Annotated in this window: 17 protein-coding genes; 7 read left to right on the forward strand and 10 right to left on the reverse strand. The window is 68.6% G+C overall.

Annotated elements, in window-relative coordinates; translation table 11 throughout:
* From FHD67_RS20510 to FHD67_RS15205, 3 genes are all read left to right on the forward strand, one after another.
* Positions 1–987 (forward strand): tetratricopeptide repeat protein (locus FHD67_RS20510; protein ID WP_176695148.1); only part of this gene is annotated, 987 nt, incomplete at its 5' end.
* Positions 984–1,460 (forward strand): Holliday junction resolvase RuvX, encoded by a 477-nt coding sequence (gene ruvX, locus FHD67_RS15200; protein WP_045983362.1) that lies wholly within the window; start codon positions 984–986, stop codon positions 1,458–1,460. The genes FHD67_RS20510 and ruvX, both read left to right, overlap by 4 nt.
* A gap of 120 nt (positions 1,461–1,580) precedes the next feature.
* A complete protein-coding gene (locus FHD67_RS15205; RefSeq protein ID WP_045983361.1) occupies positions 1,581–1,766 on the forward strand; it encodes a DUF1289 domain-containing protein in 186 nt (61 codons plus the stop codon).
* Here FHD67_RS15205 and FHD67_RS15210 read toward each other — a convergent pair.
* Together FHD67_RS15210 and FHD67_RS15215 are read right to left on the reverse strand one after the other, a co-directional pair.
* Positions 1,730–2,674, reverse strand: a complete 945-nt coding sequence (locus FHD67_RS15210; RefSeq protein ID WP_139599191.1) for a DnaJ C-terminal domain-containing protein — start codon at positions 2,672–2,674, stop codon at positions 1,730–1,732. The genes FHD67_RS15205 and FHD67_RS15210 overlap by 37 nt on opposite strands.
* 57 nt (positions 2,675–2,731) lie before the next feature.
* Positions 2,732–3,790 carry an aldo/keto reductase gene (locus FHD67_RS15215; protein ID WP_139599192.1) on the reverse strand — a complete coding sequence of 353 codons (1,059 nt, stop codon included), beginning with the start codon at positions 3,788–3,790 and terminating at the stop codon, positions 2,732–2,734.
* A 338-nt stretch (positions 3,791–4,128) separates the two neighbouring features.
* On the opposite strand from FHD67_RS15215, the gene FHD67_RS15220 reads away from it, so the two are divergent.
* Positions 4,129–4,800: a helix-turn-helix transcriptional regulator gene (locus tag FHD67_RS15220; protein WP_176695149.1), complete on the forward strand. Its 672-nt coding sequence runs from the start codon at positions 4,129–4,131 to the stop codon at positions 4,798–4,800.
* On the opposite strand, the gene FHD67_RS15225 is transcribed toward FHD67_RS15220, so the two are convergent.
* The 8 genes from FHD67_RS15225 to ltnD form a co-directional block, all read right to left on the reverse strand.
* Positions 4,797–6,293, reverse strand: coding sequence for a phospholipase D-like domain-containing protein (locus tag FHD67_RS15225; RefSeq protein ID WP_139599194.1), 1,497 nt, complete (start codon positions 6,291–6,293; stop codon positions 4,797–4,799). The genes FHD67_RS15220 and FHD67_RS15225 overlap by 4 nt on opposite strands.
* 131 nt (positions 6,294–6,424) lie before the next feature.
* Positions 6,425–7,822, reverse strand: a complete 1,398-nt coding sequence (locus FHD67_RS15230) for a GntP family permease (protein ID WP_198143191.1) — start codon at positions 7,820–7,822, stop codon at positions 6,425–6,427.
* Positions 7,823–7,872: 50 nt separating this feature from the next.
* Positions 7,873–8,802, reverse strand: a complete 930-nt coding sequence (gene denD, locus FHD67_RS15235) for a D-erythronate dehydrogenase (protein ID WP_139599195.1) — start codon at positions 8,800–8,802, stop codon at positions 7,873–7,875.
* Positions 8,799–9,581 carry a DeoR/GlpR family DNA-binding transcription regulator gene (locus FHD67_RS15240; RefSeq protein WP_046001288.1) on the reverse strand — a complete coding sequence of 261 codons (783 nt, stop codon included), beginning with the start codon at positions 9,579–9,581 and terminating at the stop codon, positions 8,799–8,801. The genes denD and FHD67_RS15240 overlap by 4 nt, the downstream gene beginning before the upstream one ends.
* Positions 9,578–10,366, reverse strand: a complete 789-nt coding sequence (gene otnI / locus FHD67_RS15245) for a 2-oxo-tetronate isomerase (RefSeq protein ID WP_046001287.1) — start codon at positions 10,364–10,366, stop codon at positions 9,578–9,580. Before otnI ends, FHD67_RS15240 begins: the two co-directional genes overlap by 4 nt.
* Position 10,367: 1 nt before the next feature.
* Positions 10,368–10,994 carry a 3-oxo-tetronate 4-phosphate decarboxylase gene (gene otnC, locus FHD67_RS15250; RefSeq protein WP_139599196.1) on the reverse strand — a complete coding sequence of 209 codons (627 nt, stop codon included), beginning with the start codon at positions 10,992–10,994 and terminating at the stop codon, positions 10,368–10,370.
* Positions 10,991–12,238, reverse strand: coding sequence for a 3-oxo-tetronate kinase (otnK, locus tag FHD67_RS15255; protein WP_139599197.1), 1,248 nt, complete (start codon positions 12,236–12,238; stop codon positions 10,991–10,993). Before otnK ends, otnC begins: the two co-directional genes overlap by 4 nt.
* Complete coding sequence (gene ltnD / locus FHD67_RS15260) at positions 12,235–13,143, reverse strand: L-threonate dehydrogenase (protein WP_139599198.1); 909 nt, start codon at positions 13,141–13,143, stop codon at positions 12,235–12,237. The genes otnK and ltnD overlap by 4 nt, the downstream gene beginning before the upstream one ends.
* Positions 13,144–13,368: 225 nt before the next feature.
* On the opposite strand from ltnD, the gene FHD67_RS15265 reads away from it, so the two are divergent.
* From FHD67_RS15265 to FHD67_RS15275, 3 genes are all read left to right on the forward strand, one after another.
* Positions 13,369–14,409: an NAD(P)-dependent alcohol dehydrogenase gene (locus FHD67_RS15265; RefSeq protein ID WP_139599199.1), complete on the forward strand. Its 1,041-nt coding sequence runs from the start codon at positions 13,369–13,371 to the stop codon at positions 14,407–14,409.
* Between the two features lie 301 nt (positions 14,410–14,710).
* Positions 14,711–15,595 (forward strand): AraC family transcriptional regulator, encoded by an 885-nt coding sequence (locus FHD67_RS15270; protein ID WP_139599200.1) that lies wholly within the window; start codon positions 14,711–14,713, stop codon positions 15,593–15,595.
* Positions 15,596–15,691: 96 nt separating this feature from the next.
* The gene (locus FHD67_RS15275) at positions 15,692–16,609 is read left to right on the forward strand and encodes an ABC transporter substrate-binding protein (RefSeq protein ID WP_046001452.1); all 918 of its coding nucleotides are present in this window, start codon (positions 15,692–15,694) and stop codon (positions 16,607–16,609) included.
* Positions 16,610–16,636: the final 27 nt, after the last annotated feature.

The raw sequence follows: 16,636 nt of genomic DNA on the forward strand, positions 1-16,636 counted from the left end.
GCCCCTGCCGCGCGCGGCGGCCGCGCGCTGTGGCCCGCGGTCGCGCTGGTCGCGATGCTGGCCGGTGCCGTGGCGCTGTATCTGCGCGAGGGGGTGCCGGGCGCCCCCGACATGCCGCTGGCCGAACGCTTTGCCGCCGCCGACGCCGCTTATCGCGACCGCCCCAGCCAGGCCGAGGCCGAGGCGGCGGCCCCCGCCCGTCCCGCGCCCGACCTGTCGCAGGCCGATCCCGAATACCTGGCGATGATCGACCAGCTGCGCGACGCCGTCGGGCGCAACCCGGACGACCAGCAGGGTCTTGCGCTGCTGGCCAGCAACGAGATGCGCCTGGGCAACCTGGCCGCTGCCCGCGCGGCCCAGCAGCGGCTGGTTGACCTGCGCGGCGATCAGGCCGATGCCGTCCAGCTGATGCAGCTGGCCACGCTGATGGTCGATGCCGCGGGCGGCGTCGTCACCCCCGAGGCCGAGGCCGTCCTGCGGCGCGCCCTGACGCTGGACCCCACGCAGCCGCAGGCCCGCTATCTGCAGGGGGTCCTGCTGATCCAGAACGGCCGCCCCGATCGGGCCTTTCCGCTGTGGCGCGGCCTGCTGGACGAGGGCCCCGAGGGTGCGCCCTGGATCGCCCCGATCCGCGCCGCGATCCAGGATCTGGCCTGGCTGGCGGGCGATGACGAATACCGCGCGCCGGCACCCCCCGCCGCGGACCTGCCCGGCCCCGATGCCGACGCCCTGGCCGCGGCCGAGGACCTGTCCCCCGAGGATCGTGCCCGCATGATCCAGGACATGGTCGACCGCCTGCAGCAGCGCCTGGCGACGCAGGGCGGCTCTCCCGAGGAATGGGCGCGGCTGATCGCGGCGCTGGCGATGCTGGACCAGCGCGACCAGGCGACCGCGATCCTGACCGAGGCCCGCCAGCGTTTCGGCGGCGCCCCCGACGCCCTGGCCCCGATCGAACGGGCCGCGACCGATGCGGGGCTGGACGGATGATCCACGAGGACATGACCGATTTTGCCGCCGCCCTGCCCCGCTTCGGCGCGCTGGCCGGGCTGGACCTGGGCACCAAGACCATCGGCGTCGCCGTCAGCGACGGCATGCGGGGCGTGGCGTCCCCCATCACCACGATCCGCCGGACCAAGTTCACCCAGGATGCGCAGGCGCTGCTGACGCTGATCGCGGACCGGGGGCTGGCCGGGCTGGTCCTGGGCCTGCCGCGCAACATGGACGGCTCCGAAGGGCCGCGCGCCCAAGCCACCCGCGCCTTCGCGCGCAACATGACCCGGCTGACCGACCTGCCCATCGCCTACTGGGACGAACGCCTGTCCACGGTCGCCGCCGAACGCGCCCTCCTAGAGGGCGACACCTCGCGCAAGCGCCGGGCCGAGGTCATCGACCAGGTCGCCGCGGGCTACATCCTGCAGGGCGCCCTCGACCGCCTGCGCCACATCGCGACCCATGGATAAGGGCGCGACCGCCGCGCGGCAGCGCGGCCATGGGCCAAGCGGCAGCGTCCGGGCCGGGCTTCGCACGGCCCGTCCCCCGCGACCCGAACCCTGTTCCGCGCCTCAGAAAGACAGCCGCCGATGATCGAAAGCCCCTGCATCAAGCTGTGCCGCATCGACGCGGACCGCAACCTGTGTCTCGGCTGCCACCGAACCCTGGCCGAGATCGCAGCCTGGGGCCGCATGACCCCCGATGCCCGCGCCCGCGTCATGGCCGTGCTGCCCGCGCGTCAGGACGCCTCGGACATGCCCCGCCGCGGGTCATAGGCGTTCTCGCGCCGCCATTCCTCGAAGAACGCCGCCAGCTTGGCGTCCACCTTGGCCGGCATGGCGATGCGCAGCTCGACATGCTGATCGCCGCCGTTCACGCCGCGCCCCCGCAGCCGCAGCCGCTGCCCCGAGGTCGCGCCCCGCGGAATGGTCAGGTTGACGGGCCCGTCGATGGTCGGGGCCGCGACCTTGCCGCCCAGCACCGCCTCGTCCAGGCTGATCGGCAGGATCAGGTGGATGTCGTCTCCGTCGCGCGTGAACTGGGGATGCTCGGCGACCCGAACCTCAAGATAGGCGTCGCCGGGCTCTCCGCGGCCGATGCCGGGTTCGCCCTTGCCGCGCAGGCGGATCACCTGGCCGTCGCGCACGCCCTTGGGGATGGTGACCTCCAGCGTGCCGCCCTGCGGCAGGGTGATGCGGTTGCGCCCGCCGCGGACCGCGGTCAGGAAATCCACTTGCAGCGCCAGCCGCAGGTCCTGGCCGCGCATGTCGGACGCGCGCCCGCCGCCGAACCCGCCAAAGCCCCCGAACCCGCCAAAACCGCCGCCGCCCCGCGGAGAGGCGCGCTGTCCGAACAGGTCGGCAAAGACATCAGACAGGTCCGGATCGCCGCCATGGCCGGGCGCGTCGCCGAACGGGTTGCCGCCCGCCCCCGGGCGACCCTGCCAGCGGGGTGCCTGTTCCTGGCCCTGGGCGTTGATCTCGCCCGCGTCAAAGCGGCGGCGCTGGTCGGCATCCTTCAGCAGGTCATAGGCCGCCGAGGCCGCCGCGAACCGCTTGGCGGCGGCCGGATCCTGGTTCAGGTCCGGGTGATCGGTCTTCGCGATGCGCCGATAGGCCTTCTTGATCTCATCGGCACTGGCGCTTCGCGACACGCCGAGTGCTGCATAGGGATCGCCTGCCATGCCTGGTCCTTCGTGTTCATCCGTCCTGTCGGTAAGATAGAGACGGTCGGGTTCACATCAATAGGGCAGCGGGTGGGCGCGGTGCAGGCGCTCGATCCTGCGACGCAGCTCGTCGGGCAGATCGCGGTCCAGACCCGCGATCAGATGGCGCAGCTGGTCCATCGTCGTGGCTCCGATGATCGGCACCACCTTGAAGGGGCGCGTCAGCTGCCAGGCGATGACCATATGCACCACGTCCCAGCCATGCTCCGCCGCCAGGCGGCCATAGGCCTCTGCCGCGGCCATCCCGCGGTCGGTCTTGCGCCCACCCAGGTTGCCCTGCCCGCCGGTGGCCTTGTCCACCGCCGCGCGGCTGCCCTCGGGGATCGCGCCCGAGGCGTATTTCCCGGTCAGCAGGCCCGCCGCCAGCGGCGAATAGGACAGCAGCGTGACGTCCTCGTTCACCGCGACCTCGGCCAGATCGGTGTCGTAGAGACGATAAAGCGGCGAATACTCGTTCTGGATCGCGGCCATCCGCGGCCCGCCGATCTCATCGGCCACGTCGCACCACCGCGTCAGGCCCCAGGCCGATTCGTTCGACAGGCCCACGGCGCGGATCTTGCCCGCATCGACCGCATCCGACAGTGCGCCCAGCACGTCGCGCATATGCGCCAGCGTCTGCGCCTTGTCCTGGCCCGACGGATCGAAGGCCCAGTTCTGCCGGAACCCATAGGATCCGCGCACCGGCCAGTGCAGCTGATAGAGGTCGATCCGGTCCGTCTGCAGCCGGCGCAGCGAGGCGTCGATGCAGGCCGTGACCGTCGCCCCGTCGAACGGCGCGCCGTCGCGGACCATCTGGCTGGGTCCGGTGATCTTGGTCGCGATCTCGACCCGGTCGCGGTTGCCGGTCCGCGCCAGCCAGCGCCCGATGATCTCCTCGGACAGGCCGACCGTCTCGCGGCGGACGGGGTTCACGGGATACATCTCGGCGCAGTCCATGAAGGTCATCGCGACCTCCAGGGCGGCATCCATCTGCGCATGGGCCTCCGCCTCGGCGGTCTGGTTGCCGAAGGTCATCGTCCCCAGGCAGATCCGGCTGACCTCGACCGCGCTGCCGCCCAGTTTCACACGTTCCATCGGACCACTTCCCTGTTTGCGATTTCGGGCGCAGGCTAGCGATCCCCCCGCCGGGCGCAAGCCCGCGTCGGACATGAAAAAAAGGACACCCCCGAAGGGGCGTCCTGACATGACTGAAATGAGGGCATAGCGCCCGCTAACCGTCCCGACAGGCACGACGTGCGCAAGACATCGCATAAGGGCAAATGACCCCGCGGGACTATAGCCCCGTAAGGCTATGTTGCCCCGCTGCAACGACAGTCAGGAAAGCCCCCCTTGCCGTACCCGCCGGCTGCTCTTAAATGGGCGAACAAATCTGTTCACCCCGTGTCGTTTTCGCTGTTCCAGGTGTCTTCCGGATGTCCGTGCACGCCCTTGCCCAGATCGACGATGCCCTGTCGGTGCTGGCACCCCGCGGCTTCACCCTGGGGTTGCATATCCGCTATTCGCGCCCGGTCAGGCGCGTATCGACCTATCCCTCTCAGTGGATCCAGACCTATACCCGCTGCAATCTGGGTGTCGGCGACCCGATGGTCATGTGGTGCGTCCTGAACGAGGGCCAGATCCGGTGGAGCGCCCTGACCCGCCTGCTGCCCGATCCGCTGAACGTGATGGGCCAGGCGCGCGATCACGGCCTGACCTACGGCGCGGCGCTGTCCTACGGCCCGGCCGAATCGCGGTCCTATATCGGGGCGTCCCATGGCGAGCGCGAGTTCACGGATGCCGAGATCGCCAGCATGGCCGACCTGCTGAAACGCGCGCATGACATGGTCGACCGCACCGCCTCGCTCCGCCCGATCCTGGTCGACGCGCTGGAGGCGATCGCCTGCGGCATGACCTATGACCAGGCCTGCGAAGCGCTTGGCATCTCGCGCACCGCGTTGCGCTATCGGCTGCGCATGGCGCGCACCGCCCTGGGGGTCGAGGACAACCCCCATGCGATCCGCAAGGCCATCGATGCGGGGCTGCTGAACGGGATCAGCGTGTCCGGGCTCAGCAAGGGGCTGCCCACGGGGCCCGACCAGAACTAGGCCGACTTGCGCCGGCGCCATTTCAGCCGCTTTGGCCAGTGCCAGCGACGGATCAGGCCCTTGCGCTTACCCAAAGGCTCAAAGATCTTGTCGGGCCCTTCCGGGTCCAGGATCTCGTTCTCGGCCAGCCAGGCCTCGAAGCCGCTCAGTTCGGGGATCTCGTAGGGGATCAGGGTGCGGCCCTGCCCCTGCGTGCCGCGATTGGCATCGATCATCGCGATCAGGCTGCCATGTTCCTTGATACCCTGCGTGACCTGATCGGGCGTCATCGCCAGATGTTCCGCCAGCAGGTCGTCGCGCAGCGCGGTGATCGTGGCGCGCGTCGCCTCGGCACCCGGACGTTCGGCGGCCAGCATCACGTCGCATTCCGTGTCCAGCCGCATGGATCGGTTGTTGAAGTTCGACGACCCGACCCGCAGATAGGTGTCGTCGACGATCGTCACCTTGGCATGGACATAGATCTCGGCGCCCGCATCGGTCACCGGGTGATAGATGCGCAGCCGGTCGCGATGGTCCAGCTTGCGAAGCGCCTCGACCAACTGGGCGCGGGCGGTGTCCATCGCCATCGGCTCCAGCCAGCCTTGGGCGCTGACCGGGTTGATGATGACGATCTCGGGGGGATCGTCCTCGGCCAGGCGCTTGGCGATGGCCTGGGCGATGCGGCGGGATGCGAAATACTGACTTTCGGCATAGATGACCCGTTTCGCCCGCGCGATCAGGTCCAGATACATCTGCTCGACCTCGTAGGCCGGCTGGACGTCGGGAATGTCCGGACGGGTCCGCGCGATGGCCAGCGCCACGTCGCGGAACGTGGGCTTGATCGCGTCGGGCCAGCATCCCGACGCGTCGCTGACCGCCGACAGCTCCTCGCCGCAGGCGATGCGCCAGCGGTCGCGGGCCAGATCGCCCATCGCCCGCGCGGCGGGTCCGTCAAAGGCGCTGGTCGCGTCGTGCCAGGGCTTCATCAGCTTGCCGCGGGCGCTGGTGCGGCGCGGATCGTCGTCCTTGTGTTCGCGCGTGTCCCACCGGCCCTCGGTCATGTCGATGCCGCCGCAGAAGGCCAGGCAGTCGTCGATGACGACGATCTTGTGGTGATGCGAACTGGCCAGCGGGTGCTTGCCGTCAAGGCGCAGCGTGATGCGCGGATGCATCTTCCAGCGCAGGATCGTCAACAACGTGCTGCCCCGGAACATCGCCTTGAAGGCACCGGTGTCCCACCGTAGCAGGCGCACGTGCAGCGTGGGGCGGCGGCGGGCCAGCCACATCACGAAATCGCCCAAGGCCGGGGGGCCGCCGTCCGCGGCGTCGCCCAGGTGGATGCGGGCGTCGAAGTCCCAACCGATCATCAGGATCGAATGGCGCGCCTGCAGCATGGCCTGGCGCACGGCACGGAAATATTCGTCGGCATCGGCGATGAAAGCGAACCGCCCCGATTGTTCGACCCGCCAGCAGTTCCATCCCGGACGGGCCAGCCGATCACTCGAAGCATCCATGTTGTCCCGCCGTCCCTTTTGCTGCTGCCCCGCCATGCGGCGCGTCAGCGCAACACGAAGGGCGACCTTCGGTTCCATTAAGGAAGTGTTTGCCGCACGATCAAGGTCGACCGTGCGGCAGCGATCCGACCCTAGCCGAACAGCGCGTTGCAGATCAACAGCATGGCCAGCGACGATCCCCAGGCCAGCGTGGTCGGCACCGACCACAGCAGCATCTGGTGCTTGGCCTGCTTGACGCCCAGCATCCGGTTGATGACCCAGAAGTAGCTGTCGTTGAAATAGCCGAAGACCATCGACCCGATGGCCGCGGCCTGGGCGGCAAAGACCATGTTCACGTCCGGCATGTTCATCAGGATCGGCGCCGAGATCGATGCGCCCGTGATCATCGCGACCGTGCCCGAACCCTGGATCAAGCGCACCAGAGAGCTGATCACGAAGGGGATCAGCACCGCCGGGATGGCAAGACCCGCCACCGCCTGGCCGATCACGTCGCCCGCGCCCGAATCGCGCAGGACCGAACCCAGGGCCCCGCCCGCACCGGTCACCAGCAGGATGATGCCCGCGCTTTCGACGCCCTGCTCCATGTAGCCCAGCACCTCGTCGCGCGGACGGCCGGGCAGCAGGGTATAGATCGACACCAGAAGGCCGATGGCCACCGCGATCACCGGGTTGCCGAAGAAGGACATCGCCTGCACCAGCAGGTTCGTCTCCAGCGCCGGGTCGCCCGAGGTGCGCACGACCGCCGTGGCGATGGTGTTCAGGAAGATCAGCACGATCGGCAGCAGCAGCGGCAGCACCGACAGGCCCAGGGACGGCAGGACCTTCTGGCGGTCGTCCACGGCCTCCTCGAACTGACGATAGGCGGCCGAGAGGTCCTCGCCGGTGTCGGTCTGGATCATCCGCTCGATCCGGGGGCCCATGGCGCGTGCATAGAAGACGATGACCGCCATGCCGGGGATCGTGAAGACGATGCCCCACAGGATCATCAGCCCCAGATCGACGCCATAGATGCCCGCGACGCCCAGGGGGCCGGGGGTCGGCGGCACGGCATGGTGGGTCAGCATCAGACCGCCCGCCAGCGCGATGCCAAGCGTCAGCACCGACTTGCCCGAGGACCGCGCCAGCGCCTTGACCAGCGGCGACAGGATCACGAAGGCGCTGTCGCAGAAGATCGGGATCGACACGATATAGCCCGTCAGGACCATCGCCCAGTCCTCGCGCTTCTTCCCGACCCACCGGATCAGCGAATAGGCCATCTGCTCGGCCGCGCCCGACACCTCCAGGATGCGGCCCATCATCACGCCGAAGCCGATGACCAGGCCGATGGTGGACAGCGTGCGGCCGAAACCGGTGGTGATCGAATTGATCACCTCGGCGGGCATCATGCCGCCGATCAGGCCCGACACGGACGCGGCGATGACCAGCGCGATGATCGCGTGGACCTTGGTCTTCACGACCAGGAAGATCAGCAGGAAGATGGCAAAGCCAAGTCCTGCGATCAGCTGGAACTCCATTCCGGGTTCAGCCATGGGTTACTCCTCCACTGCGCCCGGCATGGGGCGCCTCCAGTTGAAAACGCTCAGCGATCGGCCAGAAACTGCGTCAGGATCGCGTCGAAATCGGTATCCGCGTCAAAGCCCAGGGCGCGCGCGCGGGTCACGTCGAAGGCGCCGGGCCAGCTGCAGACGATGTCGATGATGCGCTGGTCGCGGGTCAGGGCCACGCGGGCGCGGGCCTCGGCGCCCACCAGCCGCTCCAGGCTGTCCAGCATCTGGGCCGGGGTTGCGGTTATGCCCGGCAGGTCCATGACGCGGTTGATGCCCAGATCGGCGGCGGGAATGCGGCCCGCGCGGACCAGGTTCGTGACCGCCACGCCCGGAGAGCTGATCCACAGCCGCGTGTCCAGCGGCACCGGGCATTCCGACGCCTGCCCCGCAACCGGTTCGCGGATGATCCCCGACACAAAGCTGGAGGCCGCCGAATTGGGCGCGCCGGGGCGCACGCAGATCGTGGGCAGGCGCACGGTCAGCCCGTCGACGAAGCCCTTGCGGCTGTATTCGCTGACGAGCAGTTCGCCGATGGCCTTGCCGCAGCCGTATGAGGACTGGGGCATCAGGGCCATGGTCGGCGGCACGATCTGCGGCATCTCTCCGCCAAAGACGGCCAGCGAGCTGGTGAAGACGAAGCGCGGCGCGCGGTCCAGCTTGCGGCAGGCCTCCAGCAGCAGGCGCGTGGCGTCGACGTTGATGTGCAGGCCGGTGTCGAAATCCTCCTCGGACTGGCCCGACAGCACGGCGGCCAGGTGATAGACGGTGTCCGCGCCCCCGGACAGCGCGCGGGCCACGGCGTCCGCGTCGTCGATGGAGCCGACCAGGCTCTCCACCCGCGCGTCATCCACCGGGCAGGCCATCCGGTCCAGCGACACGATGCGCTCCGCGCCGTCTTCCAGCAGGGCCGCGATCAGGCGCGCGCCCAGAAAACCGGCGCCGCCGGTCACAACGATGGTCATAGGCTCTCTCCCTTCAGGTCGGGGGCCAGGATCACCTGCACCCCCATCTCGCGCAGGGCGTCCGCCGCGCCTGCGTCGATGCCCGCATCGGTCACGACCGTGTCGAAAACCGAGACGGGCAGGATGTTCATCGCCGCCACCGCGCCGTATTTCGTCGAATCCGACACCAGCACGGCGCGCCGCGCGCGATCGACCGCGACGCGCTTGACCGGGCCCTTGGCCTCGGAGGGCGAACTCAGCCCCGCCACCGTCCAGGACGAGGTCGAGATGAAGGCGATGTCATAGTTGAACCGCGCCAGCGCCTCGGACGCCGCACCGCCCACGCAGGATTGGTTCGCGCGTTCGACCAGTCCGCCGCTGTGATAAAGCGTGCAGTCCGAATGCGTGGACAGCCAGGCGCAGATGACGAAATCGTTCGTGACCACCGTCAGCCCCCGGCGCCCGGCGATCTGGCGCGCCAGTTCCAACAGCGTCGTGCCCGCGTCCAGATAGATCACCATGCCGTCGCGGACCAGATCGGCCGCCGCCTGCCCCACCGCGCGCTTGGCCCCGGTGTTCATCGCGGCCTTCTGCAGATGCGGCAGCTCCTGCGCCAACCTCCGCGACAGGCGCACGCCGCCGGTGACCGAGGACACGCGCCCCGCCTCCTCCAGCGCCTGGATGTCGCGGCGCACGGTCATGTGCGACACGCCCAGGCGGTCCACCAGGTCGGCGATGCTGACGATGTCGCGTTCGGCCAGGCAGGACAGGATGAACTGCTGGCGTTCGGCCGGGATCATGGCACCGCGCGCAGATAGGGCGCGGCCCAGCCCAGACCGTCCTCGGTCCGGCCGCGCGGGTTGTATTCGCAACCCAAGGGCCCCTCGAACCCGGTCCGGTCGAAGGCCGCGAAGATCTCGGCATAGTTCAGCTCGCCCGTGTCGGGTTCGTGCCGGTCGGGAACGCCCGCGATCTGGACATGGCCATAGGCGCCCTTCAACCGCTCGATCCGGCGGATGATGTCGCCGTCCATGATCTGGGTGTGATAGACGTCGAACTGCAGCAGCACGTTGCGACGGCCCAGGCGTTCGATCAGGGCCAGCGTCGGGTCCTGATGGGCGATGAAGTATCCCGGCACGTCGCGGCTGTTCAACGGCTCGATGCTGATGAACAGGCCGGCCGCCGCGGCCATGTCGGCGGCCTCGCGCAGGTTTTCGGTCCAGACCGCCTCGCAGGCGGCGCGGTCGGGTTCATCGGCGGTGATCCCGGACATCACGTGGATGCGCGGACAACCCAGGCCCGTGGCATAGGTGATCGCCTGCTCCACGCTGGCGCGGAACTCGGTTCGCTTTCCTGGACGCGCGGCAAAGCCCCTCTCTCCCGCCGCCCAATCGCCCGCGGGCGCGTTGATCAGCGACAGACGCAACCCGTTGCGGTCCAGCCGGGTCTTCACCACCTCGATGGGGTGGTCATAGGGAAACAGGAACTCGACCGTGTCGAAGCCCGCGGCCCCCGCCCGGTCGAACCGGTCCAGAAAGGGCGCGTCGGTGAACAGCATCGAGAGGTTCGCGGCAATGCGGGTCATGTCAGTATCCTCCGCCCAGTTCGGCGATCTCGGCCTCAGTCAGGTAATGCAGCTTTTCGCCGCGCAGGATGAACTGCAGCTTGGCGGTCTCCTCCAGCTCCTCGGCATTATTCACGGCATCGTCGATGTCGCGGCCCAGCACGACGACCCCGTGGGAGGCCAGCAGGAAGGCCTGCGCGCTGCTGCCCTGCGCCGCGGCGGCCAGGTCCAGCCCGATCTGCGGCGATCCGGGGCGGGAATAGGGGATGACCGGCATGTGCCCGATGCGCATGACGTAATAGGGGGTGAAGGGCCGGATCGCGTTGTCGCGGGGCAGCCCCTCCAGGCAGGACAGCGCCGTCAGATAGGTCGAATGCAGGTGCACGATCGCCCCCGCCTGCGGCCGCACGTCATAGAGCGCGCGGTGGAACGCGAATTCCTTGGACGGCTTCGGGCCCGGCAGCGGTTCGCCATCCGCGCCGATCACTGACAGGGCATCGGCCGACAGGCGGCCCAGGCTGCTGCCCGTGGGCGTCACGGTGAAGCCGCCATCGGGATTGCGGACCGACACGTTGCCCGCCCCGCCCACGGAGTAGCCGCGCTCGAACAGGCTGCGGCACAGCATCACCATGCGGTCGGCGGCGCTCATGCGGGGACCTCCTGCGCGTCGGTGAAGAAGGTCTCGGCCCCGAAATTGCCCGACTTCAGCGCCAGCGACAGCGGCTTGTCCACCGCGCGGACCCAAGGCACGCCGGGCGCGATCTGCGGGCCGATGGCGAAACCGGTGACCTTTAGCGCCTGCGTGACCGACCCCGAGGTCTCGCCCCCCGCAACGATGAAGCGGGTGATGCCGCCTTCAGCCAGACGCGCGGCGGCGGCGGCGAAGGTGCGTTCGACCGCCTCGGACGCCGCGGCGCCATGCTGTCCCTGGATCTCGCGCAGGCGGGCCGGATCGGCGGTCGCGGTGATCATCGGCGCGCGGCTCTGCGGCTGCGCCAGCACCCATTCGGCCAGCTCGGCGCCATAGGCCTCGGCATCCGCCAGGCAGCGGTCGACATCTACGTCCAGCGTGGGGGCCAGTGCGCGATAGGCCGCGACCTGCCGGTTCGTCATCACCGAGCACGACCCCGAGATCACCACCGCCGGCCCCGCCAGCGGCGCGCCCGCGTCCTGGGCCTGGGCATCGGCCCCGTCTGATACCGCCCGCGCGATGCCGTAGCCCAGCCCCGACCCGCCGGTGACCAGCGCCATGTCCGCCACGGCCTGCCCCAAGGTCGCCAGATGCGCGTCGCTGATCGCGTCCAGCACGACGTAGCGCACCCCCTCGGCCCGCAGCGCGGCGATGCGGTCGCGCACGGCCTGCGGCCCCTGATCGACGGTCGCGGCATCGACGAGGCCGCAGCGGCCCTGCGCCTGCCCCTCCATCAGCCGGATCAGGCTGCTGTCGCGCATGGGCGTGATCGGGTGATCGCGCATGCCCGAATCTTGCAGCAGGTCCTGGCCCACGAACAGATGGCCCAGATAGACCAACCGCCCGTTCACCGGCAGCGCCGGACAGATGACCGTGATGTCGGTCCCCATCGCCGCCATCAGCGCATCGGCCACCGGGCCGATATTGCCCTTAGCCGTCGAATCGAAGGTCGAGCAGTATTTCTGATAGATCTGCGCGCAGCCCCGCGCGCGCAGCCAGTCCAGAGCGGCCAGGCTGTCGGCCACCGCATCAGCCGCCGGGTTCGACCGGCTTTTCAGAGAGATCACCACCGCATCGGCATCGACCTGCGCGTCGGCGTCCGGCACGCCGATCATCTGCGTGGTGGTCAGCCCGCCCGCGACCAGGAAACCGGCGATGTCGGTCGCGCCGGTGAAGTCATCCGCGATGACGCCGATCTTCATGCCTTCCCCTCCGGCAGGGTGATGCCCGAGAAGGTCTTGATCACCGCGCTGTCATCCTCGCGCCCATGGCCCATGTTGGAGGCCTGCTGGAACATCGCGAAGGCGGTCGAGGCCAGGGGCAGCGGGAACCCCAAGGCGCGTCCGGTTTCCGTGACCAGCCCCAGATCCTTGACGAAGATGTCCACGGCCGAGGTCGGGGTATAGTCGCCGTCGACCACATGCTTCATCCGGTTCTCGAACATCCAGGAATTGCCGGCGGCGTTGGTCACAACGTCATACATCGTGTCCAGCGGGATGCCCGCGCGGGCGGCCAGGGCCATCGCCTCGGCGCCCACCGCGATATGCACGCCCGCCAGCAGCTGGTGGATGACCTTGACCGTGGCGCCCTGCCCGATCTCGGACCCGATGCGATAGGTCTTGGCGGCCACCGCCTCCAGCACCGGGGCCAGCGCGTCGAAAGCCGCATCGGGGCCCGAGGCCATCACGGTCATCGCCCCCTGCGCGGCCTTGGCGGCCCCGCCCGAGACCGGCGCGTCCAGCATCAGGATGCCGCGCGCTGCCAGATCGGCGCCCAGGGCGCGTGCATCATCGGCCGATTGGGTGCAGCTGACCATGATCGCGCCGCCGGGTGCGATGCGGTCGGCCACGCCCCCCTGCCCCAAGATCACCTGACGCGCCTGCGCACCGTTCACGACCAGCACGATCACCGCGTCGAAATCGCCGCCGAGGCCCGCGACGCCATCTGCCACGCCCTCGGCCCCCTGGGCCGCAAAGGCGTCGCGGCGCCCCGCATCCAGGTCGATGCCGCTGGTGGCCAGTCCGGCACGCAGGCAGGACAGCGCCGCCCCCATGCCCATGGACCCAAGGCCTACGACGCATACTCGATAGCGGGACGGGACGGACATCTGTGCTTCTCCCTGATCAGATTGGGACGCAGTCAGTCACAAACATGCGCGCAATGCAACAATTTATCTCAATAAGTCACGTTTTTTAACATCTCTGCCCATCGTTGCGGTGATAGTTTTTTTCCGTTCCCGCAGATTTCACGACCCGACGGCCACCAGACGGATTTACACCGCTGCGTGCCCGGCGTTCTGTCGGCAGCGGATCGCAACACCGGAGGGGACGACATGGCGACATCACTGGTACTGGAACGCAAGGGTCAGCTGGCGCTGCGCGACATCGCGCTGGATCAGGACCTGTCGCCCACCGACGTGCGCATCGCGGTCCATACGGTCGGCATCTGCGGGTCGGACGTGCATTACTATACCCACGGCAAGATCGGCCCCTTCGTGGTCGAGCAGCCGATGGTCCTGGGCCACGAGGCATCGGGCACCGTGGTCGAGGTCGGCGCCCAGGTCACGCACCTGAAGCCCGGCGACAGGGTCTGCATGGAGCCCGGCATTCCCGATGCGGCCTCGCGCGCGGCCAAGCTGGGCATCTACAACGTCGATCCGGCGGTGCGGTTCTGGGCCACCCCGCCCGTGCATGGCTGCCTGACGCCGCAGGTCGTGCATCCGGCGGCCTATACCTACCGGCTGCCCGACCAGGTCTCCTTCGCACAGGGCGCGATGGTCGAGCCCTTCGCGATCGGCATGCAGGCCGCGTTGCGGGCACGCATCCAGCCGGGCGACATCGGCCTGGTCACCGGCGCCGGGCCCATCGGCATGATGACCGCGCTGGCGGCGCTGGCGGGAGGCTGCGCCAAGGTGCTGGTCGCGGACCTGGCCCAGCCCAAGCTGGACATCATCGGCGCCTATCCGGGCATCGAGACCGTCAACATCCGCACCACCCCCGCAGCCCAGGCGATCGCCGAGGCCACCGATGGATGGGGCGCGGACGTCGTCTTCGAATGTTCCGGGGCGGCCCCCGCGATCCTGGGCCTGCCGGCGCTGGCGCGTCCGGGCGGCACGGTCGTGCTCGTCGGCATGCCGGTCGATCCGGTGCCGGTCGACATCGTCGGCCTGCAGGCCAAGGAGCTGCGCATCGAGACGGTGTTCCGCTATGCCAACGTCTATGACCGTGCGATATCGCTGATCGCGGCGGGCAAGGTCGACCTGTCGCCGCTGATCTCGGCCACGATCCCGTTCGCGGACAGCATCGCCGCCTTCGACCGTGCGGTCGAGGCGCGCGACACCGACGTCAAGATCCAGATCCGCATGCCGGACTGAAACGCGCCTGAAAAGTATGACCGCCGCCCCGGCGTTTTGGAATGGCTGCAGCCTTGGGTTGCAGCCATTTCCCATCGGGCAAGGCGCCAGTCGCGCGGTCATGCTGCATGGCAGCATTTTCATGCCGCGGTTCCCGTCCCACTGATATGATGATTTTTCGGCACCTGGTGTCAAAAAAGTATCTGAAGATTCGCCGTGCCGTCGTGGCCCCGTCCCGATCACCCGTGCTAGCAAAGGTCCAGCGCCTTGGAGGGCCGGCATCGCAGCAGCGGGCCGTGCTGGCGCGGAGAGGGGGAACGCGATGCAGCCAGATCTGGAACTGGTCCATATCCGCAAGGGTGAATCCTTTGCCGCGTGGCAGCACGGCTATCCCTTCCGCACGGTCCGCTGGCACTTCCATCCGGAATACGAGATCCACCTGGTCGTCGCGACCTCGGGCAAGTTCTATATCGGCGACCATGTTGGAGAGTTCGCGCCGGGCCAGTTGATCATGACCGGACCGAACCTGCCTCAGAACTGGATCAGCGACATCAGCCCCGGACAGATCGTGCCCTGCCGCACCAAGGTCATCCAGTTCCCCGAAAGCTTCATCGAGGCCGCCCGCGCGGCATTCCCCGAACTGGAATCCGCCCGGCATCTGCTGGAGCGCAGCCGCCGGGGCCTGCTGTTCGACGACGACACCTCGCGTGCGGTGATGCCGCTGATGGGCAAGCTGATCGACGCGCGCGGCGTACGCCGGCTGGGGCTGTTCTTCCAGATCCTGGACCTGCTGGCGACGGCGCCCAAGGCGCAGACGTTGGCCAGCCTGAGCTTTGTCATGGACATGCAGCGGGCCGAGGAATCGGACATGAACCGCGCCTTGGGCCATCTGCGGGAAAACCTGCTGGACGCGGTCAGCGAAACCGAACTGGCCGACCTGACCGGACAGAGCCAAAGCGCGTTCTCGCGGTCGTTCAAGCGCCATACCGGGACCACGCTGGTCCGCTATCGCAACCAGATGCGGATCGACCTGGCCTGTCACATGCTGCTGTCGGACCCCGACGCCAAGGTCGCCGATATCTGCTTTGACGTGGGCTTTTCGAACCTGTCGAACTTCAACCGCCATTTCCTCAAGCTGAAGAAGATGTCGCCGTCGGAATTTCGCGCGACCTTCGCCGCCAACCAGACGATCCGCATGGCCAGCTGAACCCGCCACACCACCCCATACCCTGCGCGACGCGGTTCCCCATGCGGGCCGCGACCGGAGGGGGACTGCCGACTGCACATCGAAGGGAGGACTATGATGAACACCTTGCTCAAGACCGTATCCGCCGCCGCGCTGGGCTTTGTCGCCTCGGCCGGCCTTGCCGCCGCCCAGGACGACACGCTGAAGATCGGCATGACGTTCCAGGAGATGAACAACCCCTATTTCGTGTCCATGCAGGAGGCCCTGAACGAGGCCGCCGCCCAGATCGGCGCCGAGGTCATCGTGACCGACGCGGGCCATGACGTGGCCAAGCAGATCTCGGACGTCGAGGACATGCTGCAGCAGGGCATCGACATCCTGCTGTTGAACCCCACCGACAGCGCGGGCGTCGAATCGGCGGTGCGCATGGCCAAGGACCAGGGCGTCATCGTGGTCGCCGTCGACGCCAACGCCAACGGCCCGGTCGACACCTTCGTGGGCTCCAAGAACCGCGACGCGGGCTATCAGTCCTGCGCCTATCTGGCCGAAGCCCTGGGCGGCCAGGGAGAGGTCGCCATCCTGGACGGCATCCCAGTCGTGCCGATCCTGCAGCGCGTCGAGGGCTGCAAGGAGGCCCTGGCCGAGCACGAGGGCATCACCCTGGTCGACACCCAGAACGGCCGCCAGGACCGGTCCGTCGCCCTGGGCGTGGTCGAGAACATGATCCAGTCGCACCAGAACCTGGCCGGCATCTTCTCGGTCAACGACGGCGGAGCGATGGGTGCGCTGGCCGCGATCCAGGGGTCGGGCCGCGACATCAAGCTGACCTCGGTCGACGGCGCCCCCGAGGCGGTCAAGGCCATCGCAGACGGCGGTCCGTTCATCCAGACCACCGCGCAGTTCCCGCGCGACCAGGTCCGCGTGGGCCTGGGCATGGCGCTGGCCCAGTACTGGGGCGCGCGCGTGGTACCGACAGAGGTGCCAATCGACGTGCGCACGGTCGATGCCGAGAACGCGGCCGACTTCAGCTGGTGACGGACCCGGCCGCGCCCCCGACGGGGC

This window comes from Paracoccus haeundaensis, from assembly GCF_006239215.1.
Classification (GTDB): domain Bacteria; phylum Pseudomonadota; class Alphaproteobacteria; order Rhodobacterales; family Rhodobacteraceae; genus Paracoccus; species Paracoccus marcusii.

Bases quoted from the DNA above. Each gene is read 5' to 3' on its own strand.
- otnI (WP_046001287.1), bottom strand. From the start codon at position 10,366: ATGACCCGCATTGCCGCGAACCTCTCGATGCTGTTCACCGACGCGCCC.
- otnK (WP_139599197.1), bottom strand. From the start codon at position 12,238: ATGAAGATCGGCGTCATCGCGGATGACTTCACCGGCGCGACCGACATC.
- FHD67_RS15270 (WP_139599200.1), top strand. From the start codon at position 14,711: ATGCAGCCAGATCTGGAACTGGTCCATATCCGCAAGGGTGAATCCTTT.
- FHD67_RS15240 (WP_046001288.1), bottom strand. From the start codon at position 9,581: ATGATCCCGGCCGAACGCCAGCAGTTCATCCTGTCCTGCCTGGCCGAA.
- otnC (WP_139599196.1), bottom strand. From the start codon at position 10,994: ATGAGCGCCGCCGACCGCATGGTGATGCTGTGCCGCAGCCTGTTCGAG.
- FHD67_RS15210 (WP_139599191.1), bottom strand. From the start codon at position 2,674: ATGGCAGGCGATCCCTATGCAGCACTCGGCGTGTCGCGAAGCGCCAGT.
- FHD67_RS15205 (WP_045983361.1), top strand. From the start codon at position 1,581: ATGATCGAAAGCCCCTGCATCAAGCTGTGCCGCATCGACGCGGACCGC.
- ltnD (WP_139599198.1), bottom strand. From the start codon at position 13,143: ATGTCCGTCCCGTCCCGCTATCGAGTATGCGTCGTAGGCCTTGGGTCC.
- FHD67_RS15215 (WP_139599192.1), bottom strand. From the start codon at position 3,790: ATGGAACGTGTGAAACTGGGCGGCAGCGCGGTCGAGGTCAGCCGGATC.
- ruvX (WP_045983362.1), top strand. From the start codon at position 984: ATGATCCACGAGGACATGACCGATTTTGCCGCCGCCCTGCCCCGCTTC.
- denD (WP_139599195.1), bottom strand. From the start codon at position 8,802: ATGACCATCGTTGTGACCGGCGGCGCCGGTTTTCTGGGCGCGCGCCTG.
- FHD67_RS15275 (WP_046001452.1), top strand. From the start codon at position 15,692: ATGAACACCTTGCTCAAGACCGTATCCGCCGCCGCGCTGGGCTTTGTC.
- FHD67_RS15225 (WP_139599194.1), bottom strand. From the start codon at position 6,293: ATGGATGCTTCGAGTGATCGGCTGGCCCGTCCGGGATGGAACTGCTGG.
- FHD67_RS15230 (WP_198143191.1), bottom strand. From the start codon at position 7,822: ATGGCTGAACCCGGAATGGAGTTCCAGCTGATCGCAGGACTTGGCTTT.
- FHD67_RS15220 (WP_176695149.1), top strand. From the start codon at position 4,129: ATGTCCGTGCACGCCCTTGCCCAGATCGACGATGCCCTGTCGGTGCTG.
- FHD67_RS15265 (WP_139599199.1), top strand. From the start codon at position 13,369: ATGGCGACATCACTGGTACTGGAACGCAAGGGTCAGCTGGCGCTGCGC.